This window comes from Acinetobacter lwoffii, assembly GCF_019048525.1.
In the GTDB taxonomy this organism is placed as follows: domain Bacteria; phylum Pseudomonadota; class Gammaproteobacteria; order Pseudomonadales; family Moraxellaceae; genus Acinetobacter; species Acinetobacter lwoffii_K.
Genome location: NZ_CP077369.1, coordinates 1488802 through 1511905, shown reverse-complemented (window position 1 = coordinate 1511905; position 23104 = coordinate 1488802). Strand labels below are relative to the sequence as shown.

The 23104-nt window shown below is 45.4% G+C and carries 23 protein-coding genes; 4 read left to right on the top strand and 19 right to left on the bottom strand.

All coding sequences use genetic code 11. The features are described 5' to 3' along the window. Positions 1 to 7: 7 nt before the first annotated feature. From I6L24_RS07040 to paaA, 12 genes are all read right to left on the bottom strand, one after another. Entirely contained in the window at positions 8 to 616 is a 609-nt protein-coding gene (locus I6L24_RS07040; RefSeq protein ID WP_004730677.1) for a DapH/DapD/GlmU-related protein, read from the bottom strand. A 31-nt stretch (positions 617 to 647) separates the two neighbouring features. Then, positions 648 to 1586, bottom strand: coding sequence for a phenylacetic acid degradation operon negative regulatory protein PaaX (gene paaX / locus I6L24_RS07035; protein WP_004279192.1), 939 nt, complete (start codon positions 1584 to 1586; stop codon positions 648 to 650). Positions 1587 to 1649: 63 nt separating this feature from the next. After that, complete coding sequence (gene paaK, locus I6L24_RS07030) at positions 1650 to 2942, bottom strand: phenylacetate--CoA ligase PaaK (protein WP_004279191.1); 1293 nt, start codon at positions 2940 to 2942, stop codon at positions 1650 to 1652. A 60-nt stretch (positions 2943 to 3002) separates the two neighbouring features. After that, on the bottom strand, positions 3003 to 4214 hold the full coding sequence (gene pcaF / locus I6L24_RS07025) for a 3-oxoadipyl-CoA thiolase (RefSeq protein WP_216986574.1): 1212 nt from the start codon (positions 4212 to 4214) through the stop codon (positions 3003 to 3005). Positions 4215 to 4225: 11 nt separating this feature from the next. Further along, complete coding sequence (locus tag I6L24_RS07020; RefSeq protein ID WP_216986573.1) at positions 4226 to 5779, bottom strand: 3-hydroxyacyl-CoA dehydrogenase; 1554 nt, start codon at positions 5777 to 5779, stop codon at positions 4226 to 4228. Between the two features lie 3 nt (positions 5780 to 5782). Continuing rightward, on the bottom strand, positions 5783 to 6574 hold the full coding sequence (gene paaG / locus I6L24_RS07015) for a 2-(1,2-epoxy-1,2-dihydrophenyl)acetyl-CoA isomerase PaaG (protein ID WP_004279188.1): 792 nt from the start codon (positions 6572 to 6574) through the stop codon (positions 5783 to 5785). After that, entirely contained in the window at positions 6574 to 7344 is a 771-nt protein-coding gene (locus I6L24_RS07010; RefSeq protein WP_004279187.1) for an enoyl-CoA hydratase-related protein, read from the bottom strand. Before I6L24_RS07010 ends, paaG begins: the two co-directional genes overlap by 1 nt. 42 nt (positions 7345 to 7386) lie before the next feature. Then, positions 7387 to 8445 carry a 1,2-phenylacetyl-CoA epoxidase subunit PaaE gene (gene paaE, locus I6L24_RS07005; RefSeq protein ID WP_004730685.1) on the bottom strand — a complete coding sequence of 353 codons (1059 nt, stop codon included), beginning with the start codon at positions 8443 to 8445 and terminating at the stop codon, positions 7387 to 7389. A gap of 75 nt (positions 8446 to 8520) precedes the next feature. Beyond that, the gene (gene paaD / locus I6L24_RS07000; RefSeq protein ID WP_004730687.1) at positions 8521 to 9021 is read right to left on the bottom strand and encodes a 1,2-phenylacetyl-CoA epoxidase subunit PaaD; all 501 of its coding nucleotides are present in this window, start codon (positions 9019 to 9021) and stop codon (positions 8521 to 8523) included. Positions 9022 to 9049: 28 nt separating this feature from the next. After that, complete coding sequence (gene paaC, locus I6L24_RS06995; RefSeq protein WP_216986572.1) at positions 9050 to 9805, bottom strand: 1,2-phenylacetyl-CoA epoxidase subunit PaaC; 756 nt, start codon at positions 9803 to 9805, stop codon at positions 9050 to 9052. Positions 9806 to 9822: 17 nt separating this feature from the next. After that, on the bottom strand, positions 9823 to 10113 hold the full coding sequence (gene paaB, locus I6L24_RS06990) for a 1,2-phenylacetyl-CoA epoxidase subunit PaaB (protein ID WP_004279183.1): 291 nt from the start codon (positions 10111 to 10113) through the stop codon (positions 9823 to 9825). Between the two features lie 33 nt (positions 10114 to 10146). Then, positions 10147 to 11091 (bottom strand): 1,2-phenylacetyl-CoA epoxidase subunit PaaA, encoded by a 945-nt coding sequence (gene paaA / locus I6L24_RS06985; protein WP_004646055.1) that lies wholly within the window; start codon positions 11089 to 11091, stop codon positions 10147 to 10149. A gap of 262 nt (positions 11092 to 11353) precedes the next feature. On the opposite strand from paaA, the gene paaZ reads away from it, so the two are divergent. The 3 genes from paaZ to I6L24_RS06970 all read left to right on the top strand — a co-directional run bounded on the left by paaZ (position 11354) and on the right by I6L24_RS06970 (position 16217). Beyond that, on the top strand, positions 11354 to 13465 hold the full coding sequence (paaZ, locus tag I6L24_RS06980) for a phenylacetic acid degradation bifunctional protein PaaZ (RefSeq protein WP_004730692.1): 2112 nt from the start codon (positions 11354 to 11356) through the stop codon (positions 13463 to 13465). A gap of 191 nt (positions 13466 to 13656) precedes the next feature. Continuing rightward, positions 13657 to 15096 (top strand): spinster family MFS transporter, encoded by a 1440-nt coding sequence (locus tag I6L24_RS06975; RefSeq protein WP_216986571.1) that lies wholly within the window; start codon positions 13657 to 13659, stop codon positions 15094 to 15096. 185 nt (positions 15097 to 15281) lie between these two features. Next, positions 15282 to 16217: a tRNA dihydrouridine synthase gene (locus I6L24_RS06970; RefSeq protein ID WP_004730696.1), complete on the top strand. Its 936-nt coding sequence runs from the start codon at positions 15282 to 15284 to the stop codon at positions 16215 to 16217. A gap of 139 nt (positions 16218 to 16356) precedes the next feature. Here the strand turns inward: I6L24_RS06970 and I6L24_RS06965 are convergent. The 5 genes from I6L24_RS06965 to rpe form a co-directional block, all read right to left on the bottom strand. After that, a protein-coding gene (locus I6L24_RS06965; RefSeq protein ID WP_370981754.1) for an IS5 family transposase occupies positions 16357 to 17108 on the bottom strand; the annotation gives its coding sequence in 2 pieces (ribosomal slippage) (positions 16357 to 16874 and positions 16874 to 17108; 753 coding nt in all). 209 nt (positions 17109 to 17317) lie between these two features. After that, on the bottom strand, positions 17318 to 18550 hold the full coding sequence (locus tag I6L24_RS06960; RefSeq protein WP_004730312.1) for a transposase: 1233 nt from the start codon (positions 18548 to 18550) through the stop codon (positions 17318 to 17320). Between the two features lie 261 nt (positions 18551 to 18811). Then, positions 18812 to 19297, bottom strand: a complete 486-nt coding sequence (locus I6L24_RS06955) for a methylated-DNA--[protein]-cysteine S-methyltransferase (RefSeq protein ID WP_216986570.1) — start codon at positions 19295 to 19297, stop codon at positions 18812 to 18814. A 73-nt stretch (positions 19298 to 19370) separates the two neighbouring features. Next, positions 19371 to 19688, bottom strand: a complete 318-nt coding sequence (locus I6L24_RS06950) for a DMT family transporter (protein WP_004279177.1) — start codon at positions 19686 to 19688, stop codon at positions 19371 to 19373. A gap of 635 nt (positions 19689 to 20323) precedes the next feature. Further along, positions 20324 to 21010 carry a ribulose-phosphate 3-epimerase gene (rpe, locus tag I6L24_RS06945; RefSeq protein WP_004730699.1) on the bottom strand — a complete coding sequence of 229 codons (687 nt, stop codon included), beginning with the start codon at positions 21008 to 21010 and terminating at the stop codon, positions 20324 to 20326. Between the two features lie 168 nt (positions 21011 to 21178). On the opposite strand from rpe, the gene I6L24_RS06940 reads away from it, so the two are divergent. Further along, positions 21179 to 21457 (top strand): DUF2218 domain-containing protein, encoded by a 279-nt coding sequence (locus tag I6L24_RS06940; protein WP_004730701.1) that lies wholly within the window; start codon positions 21179 to 21181, stop codon positions 21455 to 21457. A 44-nt stretch (positions 21458 to 21501) separates the two neighbouring features. Here I6L24_RS06940 and I6L24_RS06935 read toward each other — a convergent pair whose 3' ends face one another. Together I6L24_RS06935 and I6L24_RS06930 are read right to left on the bottom strand one after the other, a co-directional pair. Continuing rightward, a complete protein-coding gene (locus tag I6L24_RS06935; RefSeq protein WP_228129703.1) occupies positions 21502 to 22128 on the bottom strand; it encodes a M48 family metallopeptidase in 627 nt (208 codons plus the stop codon). A 176-nt stretch (positions 22129 to 22304) separates the two neighbouring features. Next, positions 22305 to 23056, bottom strand: a protein-coding gene (locus I6L24_RS06930; protein ID WP_370981754.1) for an IS5 family transposase whose coding sequence is annotated in 2 segments (ribosomal slippage) — positions 22305 to 22822 and positions 22822 to 23056 — 753 coding nt in all. Because the reading frame shifts where the segments join, the coding sequence is not laid out codon by codon here. Positions 23057 to 23104: the final 48 nt, after the last annotated feature.

Genomic DNA, 23104 nt, shown 5'->3' with positions numbered 1-23104 from the left:
TCTTAACTTAGTCATTCAAGCTATTCTGCTTGATCTGATAATCTGCCTTAAACGCTTTGTAACTGAGCCGGTCTTTGGAGACTTCTGTTAAAGGACTGACCTCCTGCATTGAGGAAAGACAGCGCTCTGTCAGCTGAATATATTCTTGTGTCCCTTTGCTTTTCCAAGCAATTTCTTTGGTGTCCAGGGGACGGATGACCCGTGCTGGACTACCGAGTACCAATGAATTTTCCGGAATTTGGGCCTTGGCTTTAACCGTACTATTAGCACCAACAATGGTATTTTCACCAATCTCGGCTTCATCAAGAATCACGCTGTTCATGCCGACCAGTACATTTTTACGAATGATACAGCCATGTAAAATCGCGCCGTGTCCGATATGGCCATACTCTTCGACCAGCGTGACGCTACCGGGAAAGCCATGGATGGTACAGGAATCTTGAACATTGGCATTTTTCTGGATGTGAATCCCGCCGAAGTCGGCTCTTAAAGTAGCGAAAGGCCCGATATATACGCCCTCTTCAATCACTACATCCCCGATCAGAACGGCTTGCGGATGCACATAAGCGTGAGGGCTGACCACAGGAATCACCCCATCAATGGCATAACACGGCATTATTTTATTCCTTTAAAAATGCAGAATTAGATTAGCTAACGGCTTCCAGTCGCAAACCGCCAAAACGTTTATAAAATTGTGGATGTACCGGCGGCATCGAACCTTCCGAAGTTCGGGCGATCTCCATAAAGAACTCATCCCCTGCCGCAACCACCGTTTGATATAAATTACTGCTCAGATTACGGGCATTCAGGGAAAGCCAGTTGGATGGCAATAATTCAAAAGGCAGATTCGGATCTTTTAATAAAATCCGGCGGAATTGATGAATCAGCAAAATACGCAACTGAAAGGCCTGAACCGGATCCAGCTCATCTTCCTGTTCCACCAGATGAAAGAATTCCCGGAAATCCGCAATAAATTTTTCATAGCGCTGATGCAGTTCCTGCACCGGCCAGTTGGTGGCAACCATGCGTTTCACGGTTGGATAGGATTCCTGCCAGAGCTGCAAGGTTTCGGCCTTAAACACCACGACTTGGTCGGTCATTTTCAGGTTCAGCAGCAGGTTTTGCAGTTTCTGGTGATCACAGCCCGGATAGGCCATGACATTAGTGGCGATATTGGCAAAGCCCAGCCATTCCAGTTCTTTTTTCAGAACCAGTTTATTTTCCAGTTCCACTGAACTGAGCAGCACCAGATCCCACTTCTGATCCCATTCGGTATGCTGAAAACTGTAAATTTTTTGATCCGCCATAATAAAACGCTGGCGGCTGCTTTCGGTTACGCGATAATAACTGGTGCGACCAATTTTCTCAGACATCAGCCAGCCATTTTGGACCAGACGAAATACGGCAGTCCGTACCGATCGTTCATTAAATCCGAAGACATCCATGAGCTGAATTAGACTGGCCAGACTGATAATGCCACCCCGGTGAAAAATACAGTCACCAAAGATGGTCATGATTAATGAGGTTCCGCTGAGTGCTTCAGTTTGAATAAAGTCATCAATTATTTGTTTTAATTTCGGATTCATTGCGTTTAACTTTACCTTATAGAAACTGGATGATAGACCATTTGGCTATCATCCAATAGTACTTCATGCAGACTTGCGGATATCAAACACGCGCTGTGCCTTGCCTTCAGAGCGTGGCAGACTCCCTTCAGGCAACACTTCGACACTTACGGTGATTCCGACCATGGTTTTAATCTGGCTTTTCAGCTGAGTTGCCAACTGGTGCGCCATAATGTCACTGCTATCTTTACGCATTTCGGTACGGATATGCAATGTATCCAGATGTCCCTGTTTGCAAATCTGGATCTGATAGTTCGGAATCAGTTGCTGGATCTGTAAAATCTGCTCTTCAATCTGTGATGGGAAGACATTGACCCCACGAATAATCATCATGTCATCACTACGGCCGACAATCTTGTCCATACGGCGCATGGTGCGTGCCGTGCCTGGCAATAAACGGGTCAGGTCACGGGTACGGTAACGGATTACCGGCATGCCTTCTTTAGTAATGGTGGTAAAGACCAGTTCACCCAGTTCGCCATCTGGCAGCACTTCGCCAGTTTCCGGATGGATAATTTCAGGATAGAAATGATCTTCCCAGATGGTTGGGCCATCTTTAGATTCCAGACATTCCATCGCCACGCCCGGTCCCATGACTTCTGACAGACCATAAATATCTAGGGCATCAATGCCCAGACGCTCTTCAATTTCCTTGCGCATTTCATTGGTCCATGGCTCTGCACCAAAGACGCCGGTTTTAATCGAACAGTTTTTGGCTGTGCCAAATTTCTTCTCAAGCGCTTCAATAATGTTCAGGCAGTAAGATGGCGTGACCATCAGTGCTGTCGGTTTAAAGTCATGAATCAGTTGCGCCTGTTTATCGGTTTGTCCGCCAGACATTGGAATCACGGTTGCACCCAAGCGTTCAACGCCATAATGCGCGCCTAAACCACCGGTAAACAGACCATAACCGTAAGACACCTGGATGATATCTTTGCTGCTCAAGCCGGCTGCACGCAGGGAACGCGCCACCACGTCTGACCAGACATTAATATCATTTTGGGTATAACCCACTACGGTCGGCTGACCGGTGGTGCCAGAAGATGCGTGCACACGTACAATCTGTTCCTGTGGAACAGCGAACATACCAAACGGATAGTTATCGCGTAAATCCTGTTTGGTGGTAAACGGGAATTTCGCCAGGTCTTCCAGTGAGTTAAAATCGTCTGGATGCACGCCAGCATCATCGAATTTCTTTTTATAAACCGGACTGTTCTGATAAGCATGTTGCAACGTCTTTTTCATACGCTGTAGCTGAACACTGCGTAACTCATCAACTGATACTTTTTCAATTTTTTCCATTGCATTGTTATTCATATTCTTACTCCTGACGCAGTCTTCCTGACCACGGTTTAATTCATTGATTGAATGATGTGTTTAATCCATATTTTCTAAAACCAGTGCAACACCTTGACCAACACCCACACACATGGTGCAGAGTGCATATTTACCATTACGACGTTTTAATTCTTTCATGGCGGTAATCACCAAACGGGTGCCACTCATACCCAGCGGATGACCCAAGGCGATGGCACCGCCATTCGGGTTGATTCTGGAATCATCGTCTTGCAAGCCGAGTTCACGGATCACAGCCAGCGATTGCGCTGCAAATGCTTCATTCAGCTCGATCACATCCATCTGCTCCAGACTCAGGCCAGTTTGTTTCAAGACTTTATGTACTGCTGACACCGGCCCAATGCCCATATATTTGGCTTCCACACCGGCACTGGCCATTCCAATCACTTTAGCTTTCGGGCGCAAACCATACTGCTCAGCAAACTGCTGATTGCCGAGTAATACGCAAGCCGCCCCGTCATTAACACCCGAAGCATTGCCAGCGGTGACTGAGCCGCCTTCTTTACGAAATGGGGTTTTTAAGGCGGCCAGATTATCCAGCGTCGTCTCTGCGCGCGGATGCTCATCTTGGGAAATGGTCAGAGTGCTTTTCTTCGGACCTTTAACCTCGACTGGCAGAATTTCTTCGGCAAAAATACCCTTCTGCTGGGCTACTGCGGTTTTCTGTTGGCTGTGATAGGCAAACAGGTCCTGGTCTGCACGGCTAATCTGATACTTTTCAGCGACGTTTTCGGCCGTTTCCGGCATGCTGTCAACGCCAAACTGTGCTTTAAATTTTGGGTTGATAAAACGCCAGCCAATGGTGGTGTCATAAATTTCAAGGGTACGGCTAAAGGCAGTCGTAGGTTTGGATTGCACGAAAGGCGCTCGGCTCATGGATTCTACGCCACCCGCCAAAACAAATTGTGCTTCACCCGATTTGATGGCACGGGCTCCCAGTCCAATGGCATCCAGACCTGAAGCACATAAGCGGTTCACGGTGAGCGCTGGAACAGATTCAGGCAACCCTGCGAGTAAAGCAGCCATACGCGCCACGTTGCGGTTATCTTCACCGGCCTGATTGGCACAGCCCAAGATCACTTCATCCAGTTCTGCCCATGGCAAGGCAGGATGCTGATCTTTCAGATATTGAATCGGTAGCGCTGCCAGATCATCAGCACGAATGCTGCTCAGTCCACCGGCATAGCGTCCGATCGAGGTGCGAATTCCATCAAAAATATAAACCTGTTCCATGATTCTTCCTTTTAGCCAGCAACGCGTAATGGTTGCTGCTGAGTTTTCTGTGCATGTCCCTGCACCGCTTTCTTTGCTAAATATATACTAGTTCCATAGCGGTCTTCACCATAAATACGATACATATTTTCTAAAATTTGTAAAATTGTGTAATATCCAATTTTATCTGCCCATTCGAATGGACCACAAGGATAATTCACGCCATATTTCATAGCAGAATCAATATCTTGTTCTGATGCGATATCATGCAGTACCGCTTCACAGGCTTCATTCACCAACATGGCAATACTACGTATAACATAAAGACCGGGATGATCCTTAGACCAAATAGGTATCATATCCATACCTATGAGGAATAGCTCCACTGCCTGGCACTGTTCAGCACTACACGCCGGTGATGCAACGACTGGAATCGCTTGAGCATTTGTCCAATCTGAATGCCAGTCCATCAACACCACAGGCTCATGCGGATAGGTAAGTTCAACTGATTCGCCAAGCGATAATCGCAGAGAAAGGTCACCAATCAGGATTTCATTCTGTTCTGCTGCCTGAAAACTCAGCTCTACATGAGAGGCCTGTTTTAAACGTTCAATCAGTACTGAGGAATGTAGCCATTCACCTTTTACTGTGACTTTGAGCTTATTCAGCGACTTGGCATAACACACTGGCAATTCATATACAGGTGCAGGCTTGGCCTGAGCGTAATCATAAAAACCCTGACCGGACTTGCGACCATAACAACCGGCATCGACCAGTTCTTTTTGAATCAAGGACGGGCGGTAGCGTGGCTCATAGAAAAATTCCTGATAGACACTTTGTGTGACCGAGAAATTCACATCCTGCCCAATCAGATCTGTAAGTTCACACGGCCCCATGGCAAAACGGCCACATTCGCGCATGATGTAATCGAGCTGTTCCGGGGTGGTGGCATTTTCCTGCAAGGCACGAAAGGCCTCGGCATAATAAGGTCGTGCGACACGATTGACGATAAAACCGGGGGTCGATTTGGCTCGCACCGGAACCTTGTTCCAGTCCTTCATCAGATCAAATACTGCATCGGCAATCGCTGCTGAGGTTTTCAGTCCGCGGATAATCTCGACCAGTTTCATCACCGGCGCCGGATTAAAGAAATGCAGACCAATCACTCGCTCGGGATGTGGAATCGCCGAGGCAATTGCGGTAATGGAAATTGAAGAAGTATTAGACGCAAAAATCGTCTGTTCCGGGCAAATGGCAGCCAGCTGTTGAAACAGGTTTTGCTTCACTTCTTTCTTTTCAACAATGGCTTCAATAATTAAGCCCGCATCGGCAAGCTGCTGAATGTCCTCTGCCACAATCAGATTGGCGAAGGTACTCTCCAGCAATTGCTGGGTCATTTTGCCATTTTGTACGCGCTTGCTCAGCTGCGCCTCTAAAGCAGTCAAGGCACTCTGAACTTTGCTGCGATCGAGATCAAACACATAGGTCGGATGCCCGTGCATGGCTGCCAGTTGTGCAATGCCAATCCCCATGGTTCCAGCACCGACCACAGCAACTTTGACTTGTTCCAAATTGATCTGTTGCATGATTTAGCATCCTTTATATTCAGGGGTACGCTTCTGCATAAAGGCTTGTACACCTTCCTTATAATCGCTTGAACGTCCAGCCAGACGTTGCAGGTCACGTTCCAGAATGAGCTGCTCATCCAAATTGTTTTCTGCTGCGGCATGAATGGCTTTTTTGATCAGGGACAGACCATAGGTCGGTTGCTGAGCCAGATGCTCCGCCAATTTTTTCGCTTCTGCTTGCAGTTGCTCATCTTCAACCACCTGCCAGATCATGCCCAGTTGTACTGCACGCTCAGCCGGAATTTTATCGCCGAGCATCGCTAGGCCCATCGCCTGAGCACGGCCGACCAGACGCGGTAGGAACCAGGTACCGCCTGAATCTGGCACCAAACCAAGACGGCAAAAGGCCTGAATAAAGGAAGCCGATTTTGCTGCCACCACAATGTCACACGCCAGGGCAATATTGGCACCTGCCCCTGCTGCTACTCCATTCACGGCACAAATCACCGGTTTTGGCATTTCAGTAATCAGCTTGATCAAAGGGTTGTAATATTTTTCAATCGACAGGCCTAAGTCCGGTGCATCGGCATTCGGATCGACCACACGGTCATTCAGATCCTGACCGGCACAGAAACCGCGGCCTTCGGCTGAAATCACCACGGCACGAATCTGGCTATCTTTAGCCCAGGCCTTGATGACCTTGGAAACTTCCTGATGCATGGTTTCATTAAAGCTGTTGAGCTGTTTTGGACGGTTAAAGGTCAGGTAGCCCACTGCATTTTTTTCTTCGACAATAATTGTTTGATAATCCATTACACACCTCTAAATTCTGGTTTTCTTTTTTCTAAAAATGCATTGATGCCTTCCTGGCGATCTTGGGTCGCCGCCAGCCAGACAAAATGTTGACGTTCAAGTTTCAGTCCCTGACTTAAAGTCACTTCATGAATCGACTTTAAAGATTGCTTGATGGCACGAATGGCCAGCGGTGCCTGCTTGGCAATTTTTTCTGCCAGTTCCAGTGCGTATTGCACGGTCAATCCTGCCGGACAAACCTGGCTGCTAATGCCATGTTGCAAGGCTGTTTGTGCCGAAATCATTTCACCAGTCATGGCCCAGCGCATCGTTAATTGCTGACCGACCAGACGGGCCAGACGCTGGGTTCCACCGGCACCCGGCAACATATCTAAACCGATTTCAGGCAAGGCAAACTGGGCATTTTCTCCGGTCAGCACCATGTCACCATGCAAAGCCAACTCGAAACCTGCACCAAAAGCATAACCATTTACGGCCATGATTAAAGGCTTGGAAAATTCATCAATTTTTTTCCAGAGCAGTGGGCGTTGGTCTTGCTGGATGCTGACCACATCTAACTGCGCCAGCTCATTTAAATCAGCACCGGCAGCAAAGCATTGCATATTTCCGGTGATGACCACGGCTTTCACAGCAGCATCTGTTTCCAAGTCCTGTAGACAGGCTGCAATGTTTTGCAAGGTGGCATTGTTTAAGGCATTGCGCTTTTCCGGGCGATTCAGCTCGATCAGTACCACACCTGGCTTGGTTGAGCTGGTTTTAATGTAGGTCATCCTTGAACTCCTGCTATGCTCGCGGTGCTGTAAATTCAGCTGTTATTCATCAAAACTGAGTCGGACATTGGCCGTGGTTGGACGTGCCTGACAACTGAGCACATAGCCTTTCTGAATTTCATCTTCTTCCAGACTGTAATTCACCGCCATTTCAACCTGTCCCTCTAACACCTTACATTTACAGGTGGCACAAACACCGCCCTTACAGGCATATGGCAGGTCGGCTCCGGCACGTAGCGCAGCATCTAAAATACTGTCATCCTGTTTGGAGACTTCAACAATCAGCTCGCGACCATCCAGAACAATATTGACGCGTTCTTCGCTACGGCTTTCCATCTGCTGGGCGGTTGCTTTCGGTGCAGTACCGGTATTGAAGCGTTCAGTGTGAATCTTACTGCGCTGAATGCCCCAAGTCGGTAATACCGTTTCGACTGCTGTCATCATTTCTTCAGGACCGCAAGCGAAACAGTGATCTGCTTCGGCTGAAATCAGATTGGCCTGAAACAGCTGCTGCAATTTGTCTGCATCGATCCGACCATTAAAGATCTCGCTGTCATTCAGTTCACGTGAAAAAATATTCACCAGTTGCAGACGTTCCTTAAAACGGTCTTTCAGGTCCATGATCTGTTCAGAAAACATAGTCTGTTTCCAGGAACGGTTGCCATATACCAGAGTGAATGTTGCGTCCGCTTGACGGTTCAGCACTGACTTTACAATCGATAAGATCGGCGTAATACCACTGCCTGCTGCAAATCCTAGATAATTCTGGCCACCAGCCTTGGCGGCTTTCTGAAAGAACACCCCTTGCGGTGGCATGACTTCTAGTACATCGCCCGCTTTGAGATGCGCATTGGCCCAGGTTGAAAACTGACCTTGATCAATTTTTTTAATCGCAATACTCATGTCTTCCTGAGTATCACTGCAGATCGAGTAGCAGCGGCGCAGCTCGCCGTCATCGGTTAAATGACGAATGGTCAGGTGCTGCCCCGGCTGATATTGGAAAGCATCCAACTGCTCAGGCGCGAGATCAAAGGCAATGCAGATCGCCTGCTCGGTTTGTGGCTGAATCGATTTAATGGTTAATGGTATAAATTGGCTCATGGCAAAATCCTTCTTTTAGGTGGCGGTGTTCAGGCTTGTTATTGGTTTACCCTGCCCACCGCGCAATCGTTACAATCAAATACATTTGAAATAGTCAAAAGTTTCTAAGCAGTCCCGACATTGATATAAAGCTTTACAGGCGGTCGAACCGAATTCACTTAATAATTTGCTGTTATGACTTAAGCACTGTGGACAGGTGATGCCATCGGTCAATGCCACATGCGTACCACAACTATGTGACTGGCCTTGCGGCGGGGCAATACCATATTGCTGTAATTTGTGTTTGCCCGATTCACTCATCCAGTCCGTGGTCCAGGCTTGAGAAAGGTCCACAATGACTTTGACTGGCGTCAAACCATTGGCTTCAAAAGCCTGGGTAATTTCTGCTTTTAATAAATCCGTGGCCGGACAGCCGCTATAGGTCGGCGTGAGTCGCACCACAATTTCATCCTGCTGATTCAGCTCGACGCCACGAATCATACCCAGATCAATCACTGACAATACCGGAATCTCTGGATCAGAAACCTGCTGTAAAACGTCCCAACATTGATCTTCTACGTGTCGAATCAGATTCATGCGACTCACTCCCTGTGATTGTGCCGAATTACCAGTTCATGTTTGGATATGAGCGCTGCATGTATTGCAGTTCAGCCAAAACAAAACCGAGATGTTCTGTATGTAAACCCTGTTTAGCCCCACTGCGATAAGCACCCAGCTCTGGCAGGCTTAATTCAAATCGCGCCAGCTCGGCTGTAATGGTCTCCAGCCACTGGACTTTTAAATGTTCAATCTCTGGAATGACACCGCTATCGACTAGTTGTTTTTCAGCTGCCGTCAGAACAAAAAGTTCTTCGGTAAAACGCCATAACTGGTTTAAACCTTGCTGGTTTTTTTCATGCGCTTCTGCGGTACCTAAACTTAAGCGTTCCATCCAGGTGGTGGAAAAACGCTGATGATATTTCACCTCTTTGAGTGACTTCACTGCAAAGGCAGCCAACTCAGCATGCTGACTTTGACTTAAGGTGCTAAACAATAAAGCGTGGTAGTGATCCATCAACCACTGGCGCACCAGAGTCTGGGCAAAATCACCATTCGGCTGTTCACACAGCAGCAAATTACGGTATTCACGTTCGGTACGGAAATAAGCCAGTTTGTCTTCATCACGACCCTGTCCTTCCACTTCACCCGCCAGACTGAGGGCAGTACGTGCCTGACCCAATAAATCCAGTCCAATATTGGCTAAGGCAATATCCAGCTCCAGTTCAGGTGCATGACCGCACCACTCTGCCAAACGATGGGACAGGATCAGTTGACTGTCACCCACATGTAAAAGAAATTCTGCCAATACTTGATTTGTCATACTCTTCACCTTTCCCTTTACATGTGCTCGATGCCAGCTGGAATGTTATAAAAGGTTGGATGGCGATAAACCTTGTCCAAAGCGGGTTCAAAAAATTCTGCTTTTTCATCTGGCTGGGAAGAGGTAATCAATTCAGATTTCACCACCCAGATACTGATCCCTTCATTGCGGCGGGTATATACATCGCGGGCATTTTGTAGTGCGACTTCCTCATCTGGTGCACGCAGGCTGCCGACATGACGGTGACTCAGACCCTGTTTACTACGCACAAATACTTCATAAAGTGACCAGTTATTTTTGTTATTCATGAGCAAATTTCCTTATATTGATCAAACTATTTTTTAAGCAACTTTTTGTGCTGCTGACTGTTGCTGCTGTTTCTGCGCATAGACTGCTGCTGAATCACGTACCCACTTGCCGCCTTCCCAAGCTTTGCGGCGTGCTTCAATACGCTCATGGTTACACGGTCCCTTGCCTGCAAGAATCGCAAAGAACTCATCCCAATTGATTTCACCAAATTCGTAATGTCCGGTGGCTTCATTGAATTTGAGGTCTGGATCTGGAACGGTTAAACCCAGCTGCAACACTTGCGATACGGTGTTATCGACAAATTTCTGACGTAGCTCATCATTGCTGAATAATTTAATTTTCCACTGCATACTTTGTGCACTGTTCGGTGAATTATCATCACTTGGACCAAACATCATCAGTGCCGGCCACCAGAAACGGTTCACTGCGTCCTGTGCCATCTGCTTTTGTTCTGGCGTTCCATTGGCCAATTCCATCATGGCTTCAAAGCCCTGACGTTGATGGAAACTTTCTTCCTTACAGACGCGTACCATGGCACGGGCATAAGGACCATAAGACGTACGGCACAGCGCAACCTGATTGACAATCGCTGCACCATCTACCAGCCAGCCAATCGCGGCAACATCGGCCCAGCTCAAAGTGGGATAGTTAAAAATGGATGAATATTTCATGCGACCGGCAATCAGTTTATCCATCATGTCGTCACGATCCGCACCCAGGGTTTCAGCAGCACTGTACAGATACAGGGCATGACCGGCTTCATCCTGGACTTTCGCCATCAGCACGGCTTTACGCTTCAAGGTCGGTGCACGGGTAATCCAGTTGCCTTCTGGCAACATACCCACAACTTCAGAGTGGGCGTGCTGACCGATCTGACGAATCAAGGTTTTACGATAAGCATCCGGCATCCAGTCCTTCGGCTCTATGGAAATATCCTTTTCAATCTTTTGATCGAAGATTTGTTGTTGGTTATTCATTGTTCCCTCACTTATCCCAAGTGTTGATACACTCAAATTAAAACGATACGTAATTAAAATCAATATCTATTTATTAGTATCATTTAATTTTTATCTCTAATTTTTAATAAATATTTGTTTTATATAATTTAATATTTTTTATTTTATTGTTACTCATTTTTAAACACAGATTTATGATTGACATTTTCACTTTTTCAACACAAATTATGAAACATCAAAATTAAAATACATCTCAAAACGTATCATAAATGGAGTTTTTACAATGTTAGAGTTAGACAGCAGCTCAAGCACAACGGATTATCAAGATACTGAATCAACCCATAATCCTATTGCCATCAAAAGCTTATCTTCACTGGTGTACGGCCAGGAATACACAGCGCAAGCCGATTTACGTACGGTTTATCATGCCATTAGCGGTGAAGCGGTTTATCAGGTCGGCAGTCAGGGCATCGATACCCAAGCCGTGGTGAAGTATGCCAAACAAAAAGGCGCGACTATTGCCACATGGACCTTCCATCAACGTGCCAATGCCCTGAAGCAAGTGGCTCAGTATTTGATGGAACGTAAAGAAGACTTTTATGAACTTGCCAAGGCAACCGGCTGTACCCGTAAAGATGCCTGGATTGATATTGAAGGCGGAATTGGCACCTTATATGCCTATTCGAGTTTGGTGCGTCGTGAACTGAGTGATGAAACAGCGCTGGTCGAAGATGCCTGGATTCCTCTTTCTAAGCAAGGCAGTTTTGGCGCGAAGCATATTCTGACGCCTAAAGCCGGTGTCGCCGTGCATATCAATGCCTTTAACTTTCCAATCTGGGGCATGCTGGAAAAAATCGCACCGACACTGCTGGCAGGCGTACCCTGTATTGTCAAACCGGCGACCGAAGGTGCCGAGCTGACCCATGCTGTGGTCAAAGCCATTCATGAAAGTGGTTTCTTGCCAGAAGGCTCGCTACAGCTCATTTGCGGACAGATCTATGATTTATTCGATCATTTAAATCCTCAAGATACGGTCACTTTTACCGGTTCTGCTTCAATAGGGCAAAAACTGCGTTCGCATCCACACTTAAATGCCTACTCGATTCCATTCACCATGGAAGCAGACTCGGTCAACAGTGCAATTTTGACGGCGCAAGCCAATGATGAAACGATTGATTTATTTGTCCGTGAAGTTTTCCGTGAAATGACCACCAAAGCCGGACAGAAATGTACCGCCATTCGTCGTGCTTTTGTGCCGGCCGAGCTATTGGATACAGTACAAGACCGTCTGATTGCAAAACTAAAAAAAGTGGTCGTGGGCGATCCGGCTCAGGAAGGCGTGACGATGGGTGCTTTGGCCAGCGTCAAACAGAAACATGATGTCGCGGCAAAAGTTGAACAGCTGAGCCAGGATGCAGAGATTGTATTCGGTAGCCACTTGCGCCAAGACTTTAAACTGCAAGTACAAAATACTGAGAAGTCTGCATGCTATCCACCGACAGTCTTGCTATGCAAAGCACCAGCTCAGGCAGAAAATATTCATAAGATTGAAGCCTTTGGGCCTGTAGTGACTTTAATGCCGTATAGCGACCTCGCTCAGCTGGCTGACCTGGTGGCACGTGGCGAAGGTAGCCTGGTGGCATCCATCGTACGCAATACCGATGAAAATATTGAACAACTGCTCAGCAAAATTGCGCCATGGCATGGTCGTGTCCATATTCTGGATGCTGAAAGTGCCAAAGAAAGTACCGGACATGGCTCTCCATTACCTTTACTGGTTCATGGTGGACCGGGACGTGCCGGTGGCGGTGAAGAACTCGGCGGCTTGCGTGCAGTCAAACATTATATGCAACGTACTGCGATTCAAGGCTCGCCAAATGCCATGACTCAGGTCGGCCATAGCTGGACGGCTGGAGCTCAAGTCTTTGAAGACCGCGTGCATCCTTTTAAAAAATCATTTGATGAATTGCGTATCGGCGAGCGTTTGCTGACTGCACGACGTAGCGTGACCGAAGCGGATCTGGTGAATTTCGGCTGCCTGAGCGGTGATCACTTCTATGCACATATGGACAAGATCGCTGCAGCAGAATCGCTGTTTGGTGAACGTGTGGCACATGGCTATTTCGTGGTGTCTGCCGCAGCCGGTTTATTCGTTGATGCCGCCCAGGGCCCAGTCATTGCCAACTATGGCATGGACAACTTGCGCTTTGTGGAACCTGTGAAAATTGGTGATACCCTTCAAGTGGAACTGACCTGTAAGCAGAAAACCCCGAAAGCGCTGCGCGATCCGGCACAAAAACCACATGGTGTGGTGGTCTGGGATATTAAAGTCAAAAATCAGCGCAATGAACTGGTCGCAACTTATGATATTTTGACCCTGGTTGAACGTGGCTAAAAATTCAAACTCAAAAAAAAGGAATCATTATGATTCCTTTTTTTTATTATAAAAATTTATTTGTATCCTTTTATGGAAATTGATTGACGCAAATAAAATTAAACTCTAGATTAGATTATACGATACATAATAAAAATAATATCAATATTATAAGTATCAAAATATCTCAAACGATCAACATAGGATGTTGCATGATGAATGATAAATCGCTGGACATAGAAATGGTTGAAAGGACGCTTCAACCCGAAAATCAAAGTTTTGAGCCTACCTCTGTAGAAACAGGATCGCCTGTTTCTGAACAGACTCAGCCGCCCAAAGAAAGTAGTACCTATCAATGGTATGTGGTGGTGATCTGTATGCTGGCTTACATTTTGTCATTTGTAGACCGTCAAATTTTATCGTTAATGATTGAGCCGATTAAAGCCGATTTAATGCTGAGTGATACCCAGTTCAGCTTATTGCAAGGACTCGCGTTCTCGTTATTTTATGCGATTATGGGTCTTCCTATTGCCGCGCTAGCTGATCGAAAGTCCCGGATTAAAATCATTGCAACCGGGATTGCGTTTTGGAGTCTTGCCACAGCGGCTTGTGGTCTCAGTAAAAACTTTATTCAAATGTTTATTGCACGTTTGAGTGTGGGTGCCGGTGAAGCTGCGCTTTCCCCTGCCTTTTATTCAATCGTTGCCGACTTATTTCCGAAAGATAAATTAGGCCGTGCACTCGGGGTATATGCGATTGGTGCCTTTATTGGTTCGGGTTTAGCTTTCCTGATTGGCGGCTATGTGATTGGCTTGCTAAAAGATGTCAGCTTCGTGGCTTTACCGCTTATTGGTGAAGTGAAAACCTGGCAACTCACCTTTATGATTGTGGGTCTACCGGGCGTATTGCTGGCACTGCTCATGGTACTGACGGTGCGTGAACCTGCACGTAAGGGCATGAAAGTCGGTCAGGATGGTCAGGTCATTAAAGCCTCTTTTAAAAACTCGATCGGTTTTATCAAGACACATAAAAAGACCTTCTTCTGTCATTTTATTGGTTTTTCTTTTTATACCATGATGTTGTATTCGCTGCTGGGCTGGGCACCTGCCTATTACATGCGTAATTTCGGTCTGGATGCGAGTCAAACCGGTTATATCCTCGGTACGATTATTCTAGTCGCGAATACTTCGGGTGCCTTGTTCTGTGGCTGGCTGATCGACTTCTTCTCGAAACGTGGCTATAGCGATGCTGCAATTCGTACCGGTGCGATTGGCTGTGCAGCGCTGATTATTCCGAGTGTGCTGTTCACTCAGGTCGATAATATGCAGCTTTCATTTGCGCTGATTTTTGTGGCGATGTTCTTCTCCACTTTCCCGATTCCTGCATCGGCTGCTGCTACGCAAATGCTGACACCAAACCAGCTACGCGCACAGGTATCTGCCAAGTTCCTGCTGGTTTCAAACCTGATTGCCTTAGGCATCGGAACCACCGCTGTGGCATTAATCACGGATAAATATTTCCAGAATACCTTAATGGTTGGTAACTCGATCTCGATCGTCAATGCGATTGCCGGATTGATTGGTTGCTTCCTGTTGTACAAGGGCTGTCAGTATTATCGTGAGAGTATGAAAGTCGAGAAACTGGCTGATTAAAATGGCTGGATATCGCTAAATCATCCTAAGCTTCACTTTTAAAGGCCTTTAATCCACATTAAAGGCCTTTTTATATCAGCCCAAAAAGTTCAATTTTCAGGTACTCATCATTCAATTCCGATCCAGCCTAGACAGGCTGCCTAAAAAAACGTATAACACCGTTTTAAATTTACAGGTGTGCACCGTTGAAACTTGTGCTTGCTCCCATGGAAGGCTTAACCGATCCGATTATGCGTGATGTGCTGACATCCGTAGGTAGCTTTGACTGGTGTGTGACCGAGTTTATCCGTGTCACCGATTCCCTTCTGCCCGATCATATTTATCATACTTACTGCCCGGAACTGTTGAATGATGGCAAGACGGCGGCAGGTATACCGGTACATGTCCAATTCTTAGGAAATAATCCGGAGATGCTAGCAGCGAATGCCGCCAAAGTGGCAGCCATGGGCGCACCGGCAATTGACATGAATTTTGGCTGTCCGGCCAAAACCGTGAACCGTCATCGTGGTGGTTCAGTCCTGCTAGATGAACCCGAAGTGGTGCATGAGCTGGTTAAAGCCGTGCGTGATGCCGTTCCTGCACATATTCCGGTTTCCGCCAAAATGCGTCTGGGTTATATGGACCGTAATTTTATGCTGGAAAATGCGCATGCCATTGAAGATGCCGGGGCAGCCTGGGTCACCGTTCATGCACGTACCAAAGCCGATGGCTACACTCCGCCAGCATTCTGGGACCAGTTACAACCGATTCGTGAAGCACTCAAGATCAATGTGATCGCCAATGGTGAAATCTGGAACAATACCGATGCCAAACAGTGTCGACTAGAATCTGGCTGCGAAGACCTGATGATTGGCCGTGGTGCGGTGACCACACCCGACCTGACTCAATGTATCCGTCAAAATTCGGATGCACCTTTGCTGAACTGGAATGAACTGCTGCAACTGCAAATTCGTTTTATCAACGGTCCAGCCAAAACTGAGATCGGGATGGTCGGTCGTTACAAGCAATGGCTCGGCATGATGTCGAAACATTATCCTGAAGCCAAAGCATTATGGGACGAAGTAAAACGGATTAAAGTTCTGGCTGAGATTACCGAAAAACTGAAAGCTTCAAATATTTAACACTAAAAAGCCTTTGAATCATTCAAAGGCTTTTTATGGGCTCGTAAAAGCTTATGACTGCTTAGGCTGTTTTGAATACCACTTCGAAATAAATCCAATCACAAAGTATGAATAGATTAATTTCTACTAGGGTGTGTCCTCATTTGGCTTTGCACCAAATAAATATACAGGCTATACGAATCATAGATTTATAATTGCGTGCCAGTTTATCAAATCGAGTTGCAATAGCACGGAAATGTTTTAATCTCGCAAAAGCATTTTCAACTAAATGTCTTAATTTATATAGATATTTATCAAATTCCTTATTCGATCTCTTACTGTTTGATCTCAATGGAATAATGGGAATCATATTCTTGTTCTTGGCATATATTCTAATGTGCTCAGCATCATACCCCTTATCAGCAATGAGATAAGTTGCCTCGTCTACCGTATCAATCAGTTGTTTTGCAACTTGACTGTCGTGGACGTCACCCCCAGTGATTTTAAAATCAATCGGTAATCCATTCGCGTCGGTTGCAAGATGTATTTTTGTTGTTCGTCCACCACGTGATTGTCCAATTGCTCTTTCGAAACCATGCCGAGCTCCACTTGCATGTTGATGCACGCGTATGTAACTTCCGTCAATGAATACCCATTCTTGATCCAAGACGCCTCGTAATCTAAAAAAAATTTATCCCACAATCCCTTGCTTGCCCAACGATTAAAGCGATTGTAAGCAGTTTGCCAAGGACAAAATTCTTGGGGAATATCACGCCATGTGGCGCCTGTACGCAGTTTCCATAAGATCGCTTCCATGATATTTCTACTATTCTTTGAACAGTAACAACCGTGTAATCGCATAGTATCTTGAATTTGCTGCCAGATATCATCGGTGAGAAGAGTACGTGCCATTGAAAAAATATAGAAATCAAAAGAGCTTAAAGGAGGATTTTAAGTATTTAAAACCAATTTTTCAAATGAGGACACGCCCTAGCAGAACATCCATATTCTAATTTTTCATTTGTTTTAAATTTTTAGATATTAAAGTTCTTTCATAAATCATTTTTTATAATTACTACAAAGGAAATACCCTCTCCTTGTAGGCATAGGTATCTACACATCTATGAGATACCTAATGCCATTGTGGCTATCTCATTGAGTTCATCTATTGAATATTCCGAGAGCAGTTGAAGAGTGTTCAGTAAAATCGAAAGCCCTGCCAATAAGGCAGGTGCACTTTCCAACCTACCTCTTTTCTGCTGCCGACCTGAAAGACGGGTGAGAAATACACGAATTTTCTGATGGTGTTCATCTTCAGAACGCTGGATTCGCCAAGTTAAAACACAAGCCATACAGCTAATCAGTAACCGCCTTAAAATGGCTTCAGGTCTGGTCTGAAGCCATGCTTCAATATCATGACCTGCCTGCTTGAGCAGCTTGAAATAGCATTCAATTGTCCAGCGCCAGTAATACCAGGTCGTCATCTCTACCGTAGTAATCTCTGATGGAACATTGCTGATTAGTGACCATCTTGCGACGGTCTTATCCTGATCATCTTTCACTACGGCAACAATTAATCTGGCTTCAATCGCACTCCCTGGCTGGGGAGCAACCCGTTGGCCTGAATCGTCATTTCTCTTCGGTTTTGCTGCACGTGTTATCCGGATAGCAGTTTCTCCCACATGCAACATATGCCGGTTTCCTTTATAGGCAATCGGCTGGACCTGCTGCGTTTCTACTCGTTCTGCGGCTTCTGCAACTTTGCATGTTTTGCCCTGATGCTCAATTCGATGGCCTTCTTTCGCCCGAATCAGCCATTTAAAACCCTGGCTGCTCATTTCCCTTAGGTGGGCAATGGAGTCACCTTCACGATCAATGATATGAACACATGTTTTCTCAATGGGATATTGTTCAATCACTTTGATTTGTTCGGTAAGTGAATCTAGATGAGATTTGCGCCCAGCAGAGTGTTGACTGAATGTGGAATAGCAGCCTGAGGCATCTGATAGTGTCTGCGCCAGTGGCGCAATAGGTAGTCCCGAGGCTGCATCAACCAGCAGACTGCTTTGCAATTCATAGCCTGAATCATATTGATGGGTTCTTTGCAGGCGCTGAATTTTATGATGGTGTTTCACATACTGTAGCTGAGACCAGTCATGAACAATCAATGCATATTGATGCGGTGATGCCTTGATCTGTTCACATGCAAGATGTTCAATTGGCTGGTTTAACTGACTAAAAGAGATTTTGTCATTATTCAGGAATCGCCAGACCGCTTGTGTGGTTGCGAAACTCGACTTTTGGGCAGAAGCCAGGTCTTTGATTGCCGGAGCAAGTGAAGCAAGAGGGTTCATATTGAGCTTTACAAGGCTGTTATAGCGCTTGACAAGACGCTGATCCAGGCCAGAGATGTTAAATTGAAGAGCATGCTCTTCAATTTAACGCAAAGTTCAGGAATTGTGTAGATACCTATGCCTTGTAGGAGAGGGCGAGGGAGAGGTTTTTACCCCCTCATCTCCTTGCTAAGCAGTGCTTCTTATCCCAGAGGGAGAAGGAACTTTTAATATTCATTTTAAAATGAATAGAACGATCATTTTTTGATTTATAAAAGAGATTTATGAATGCGTCCGCTCAATATTTAACAGGATTTCTTTTTTATCCAAACCACCGGCAAATCCTACCAGCTTGCCACTGCGACCAATCACCCGATGACAGGGTGCAATAATCGAAATCGGGTTTTTGCCATTGGCTGCACCCACGGCACGTACTGCCTTCATATTACCCACCTGTTCAGCAATGTCGCGATAGCTTCGGGTCTGTCCGTAGGGAATATTCAGTAGCGCCTGCCAAACCTTTTTCTGAAAATCAGTACCTGCAAAGTCCAAAGGCAGGTCAAAAACATTGCGCTGACCAGCAAAATATTCTTGGAGCTGATGTCTGGTTTCAATCAATACCGGATGCTGCGGATCTTCAACCAAGGTCGCCATTTTCACCCGATTCGGCTGTTCACAGTCCCAAAGCACAGCTACCAGTGCGGTTTCATTCGCGACCAGTTGCAGCTGACCTACGGGAGAATCCATATAGAGATAACTTAAGTTCATGATGGCGCCCTGTCCCAATCGCTGGAGTTCATTTTCTATATTAACCCAGTTCACCGAGACAAGCAGAAACAAATTATGAAGAGGATACTTTCATCAGCACCAGACCGGAAATGATGAGTACGGCAGCCAGCATACGCAACGCTGTAGCGGGTTCACCCAAAACCCAAATACCGATGAGAAATGAACCCACTGCACCAATCCCGGTCCAGATCGTATAGGCTGTACCTAGCGGCAAAGTACGCATCGCATAAGCCAGTAAAGCAAAACTCAGTACCATGAAGACAATGGTAATAATACTTGGGGTAAGTCTGGTAAATCCTTCAGACAGCTTCATCGAATATGCCCAAACGATTTCAAAAATACCCGCAAGAATAAGTACGATCCAGGCCATGCAGCCTCCTCCTTTTATATAAGAATCAGGCCGTCCTGACGATTTTTCCTGTAAATTCCGATACGTAATTCACAAGGGAGGTCGTTCCTCCTCAATATCTAGATATAGAAATTTTATTAATTCGCGTGCCAACAATGTGGTCAGTGTTACAAAACATGACTTATCGAGATACAACTTAACTTTGCCTTACTCAAATCCTCACGACATTCATGGTTACTCTGGTTATGGTAGATCTTGAAAATGCCAAGTCAGAAATAGTTCTAATAATCGGGCAATTCATTCACAACAATTACATGAGAATGGACTCAGAATATTAAGTTATACACATCAATTAAATTTAAACTTTGTCTGGAGAAATTACATAATGAAACACAAATATACGACACATTGATCACTTTTTGCCTGGTTCCATTATCAACCTATGGTGAATAAACAACCACCAAACACAAGGGTTATAAGCAATAAAAAAGAACCCAATTTGAGTTCTTTTTATACAGATTTTGTCTAAATCGCAATCAATCAGGCTACAAACGATTACATTTTATGCAACATATCCATATGGTTATCAACATAGATATCTACACACTTATCCATAAAGTTATCCACATATTTATGCACTTATGAGTTTTTAACGATTACAATTGAACCTGTCCCACTCTCGCTAATTCCGCACGCATTTCATCAATCACAGCTTTATAATCCGGCTTGCTAAAAATAGCTGAACCCGCCACAAACATATCGGCACCCGCTTCGGCAATTTCACGAATATTGCTTGGCGTAACACCGCCATCAACTTCCAGACGAATATCACGACCTGAAGCATCAATCAGTTTGCGTGCCTGACGCAATTTATCCAAAGTCATTGGAATAAATTTCTGTCCGCCAAAACCCGGGTTCACGCTCATGAGCAAAATTTGATCGACTTTATCCAGTACATAATCCAGATAATGCAGTGGCGTTGCTGGGTTAAATACCAAGCCCGCTTTGGCACCACCTGATTTAATCAACTGTAAAGAACGGTCAATATGATCAGAAGCTTCCGGATGGAAAGTAATGATATCGGCACCCGCTTCAAGGAAATCCCCGATCATGCGATCCACCGGCTTGACCATCAAATGCACATCAATCGGTGCCTTGATCCCATAATTTTTCAAGGCCTTGCAAACACCCGCACCAAAAGTCAGGTTCGGCACATAATGGTTATCCATGACATCAAAATGGACAACGTCTGCACCTGCTTCCAACACGTTCTCGACTTCTTCACCTAAACGGGCAAAGTCAGCAGATAAAATAGAAGGGGCAATTAAATAAGGCTTGGACATGGGAGAACCTGGCTTGTTGAAATTGGATTTTTCCCATTATATCAAATCCGCTCCGGCTACTGTGATTCGATGTTGCAAGATTAAAACGCTGTGTAACGCTTTGAGGCTTATGCCGACATCACCGCCTGGTTTAAAGTGCAGGATAATGATGAATAGTGTAGAAGACTGATGAAAAGTATTGCCCATATCCAGACGCAACAAGCTTCACGAATTGCCAAACGCCTGGCCAATCACTGGAAACATAAATTTAATATTGATGAAACCGAACAAAATTTCCTGATTCATTTTCCAAGTGCGGAAGTGAACCTGATCCCAGAGGCAGATCATCTTACCGTAACGATTCAAAGCACAGATGAATTTACTGACCTGAATAAACTCGAAAATGTCGTGCTGGATCATCTGATCCGTATGGGACAGGAACATCTGACTGCCGACTGGCAAAGATAGGGACTAAAATGCCTTGATGATCAAGGCATAGCAATGATCAGAAACTAAATACGATGATCCGCCTGATCATTAAAGGTATGAATACGCTGAATTCTTTTATCCAGTTCGGGATGTGATTCCAGATATTTTTTAAACTTCCCGATCAGGCGAATCCATTTCAGTTCGGTTTCTGTCAGGTGTCGGTCTTTTCCATCGATATTGAGGGTGAAATTTTTCATTTTTAAGGTTTGCAATTCCTCTGCCAGTATTCTGGCATTTTCCACCCGCTGCAAAAAATTAGACAAGTGAATACTGGAAATCTGCTGTTGATGCAAATGCTGCATGGCATAGTCATCGGCATCCAGTTCAATCGCCTGCGAATATCCGGCATCGGTCAGGACCACTACAGATGCGGTGACCACATCACTTAAATCTCCAGTTACCAAGGCAAACAGTCCCGCCGCCCCCAGATTGGAAATCACTTTTTGCATGCTGTGCTTCTGTACCAGATGGCCTTGTTCATGGGCCAGTACTGCAAGGACTTCTTCATCGGTACCGCTGATTTTCACCAGTTCATCAGTCACAATAATGGTGTTATTCGGGATGGCTGCGGCATTCATGCCCATGCTTGATCCGCCTTGACGGAAAATAATCTTTGCCGGTGGTCCAACGGCAATCTTTTGTTCATACAAAGTTTTTAATCGTGTCTGCTGTTCTGCCGAAGTGTACTTGGCTGGGTCTGGGCAATTAATTGCTGCTCTGTCCGGTTGCCTACTTCAACCAGAATCTGCTCCGGAAGAAGTTTTGCCAGTTGTTTGGCGCTATAAGGAATCCCCCATTTTAAAATAACAATTACTAGGGTGTGTCCTCATTTGGCTTTGCACCAAATAAATATACAGGCTATACGAATCATAGATTTATAATTGCGTGCCAGTTTATCAAATCGAGTTGCAATAGCACGGAAATGTTTTAATCTCGCAAAAGCATTTTCAACTAAATGTCTTAATTTATATAGATATTTATCAAATTCCTTATTCGATCTCTTACTGTTTGATCTCAATGGAATAATGGGAATCATATTCTTGTTCTTGGCATATATTCTAATGTGCTCAGCATCATACCCCTTATCAGCAATGAGATAAGTTGCCTCGTCTACCGTATCAATCAGTTGTTTTGCAACTTGACTGTCGTGGACGTCACCCCCAGTGATTTTAAAATCAATCGGTAATCCATTCGCGTCGGTTGCAAGATGTATTTTTGTTGTTCGTCCACCACGTGATTGTCCAATTGCTCTTTCGAAACCATGCCGAGCTCCACTTGCATGTTGATGCACGCGTATGTAACTTCCGTCAATGAATACCCATTCTTGATCCAAGACGCCTCGTAATCTAAAAAAAATTTATCCCACAATCCCTTGCTTGCCCAACGATTAAAGCGATTGTAAGCAGTTTGCCAAGGACAAAATTCTTGGGGAATATCACGCCATGTGGCGCCTGTACGCAGTTTCCATAAGATCGCTTCCATGATATTTCTACTATTCTTTGAACAGTAACAACCGTGTAATCGCATAGTATCTTGAATTTGCTGCCAGATATCATCGGTGAGAAGAGTACGTGCCATTGAAAAAATATAGAAATCAAAAGAGCTTAAAGGAGGATTTTAAGTATT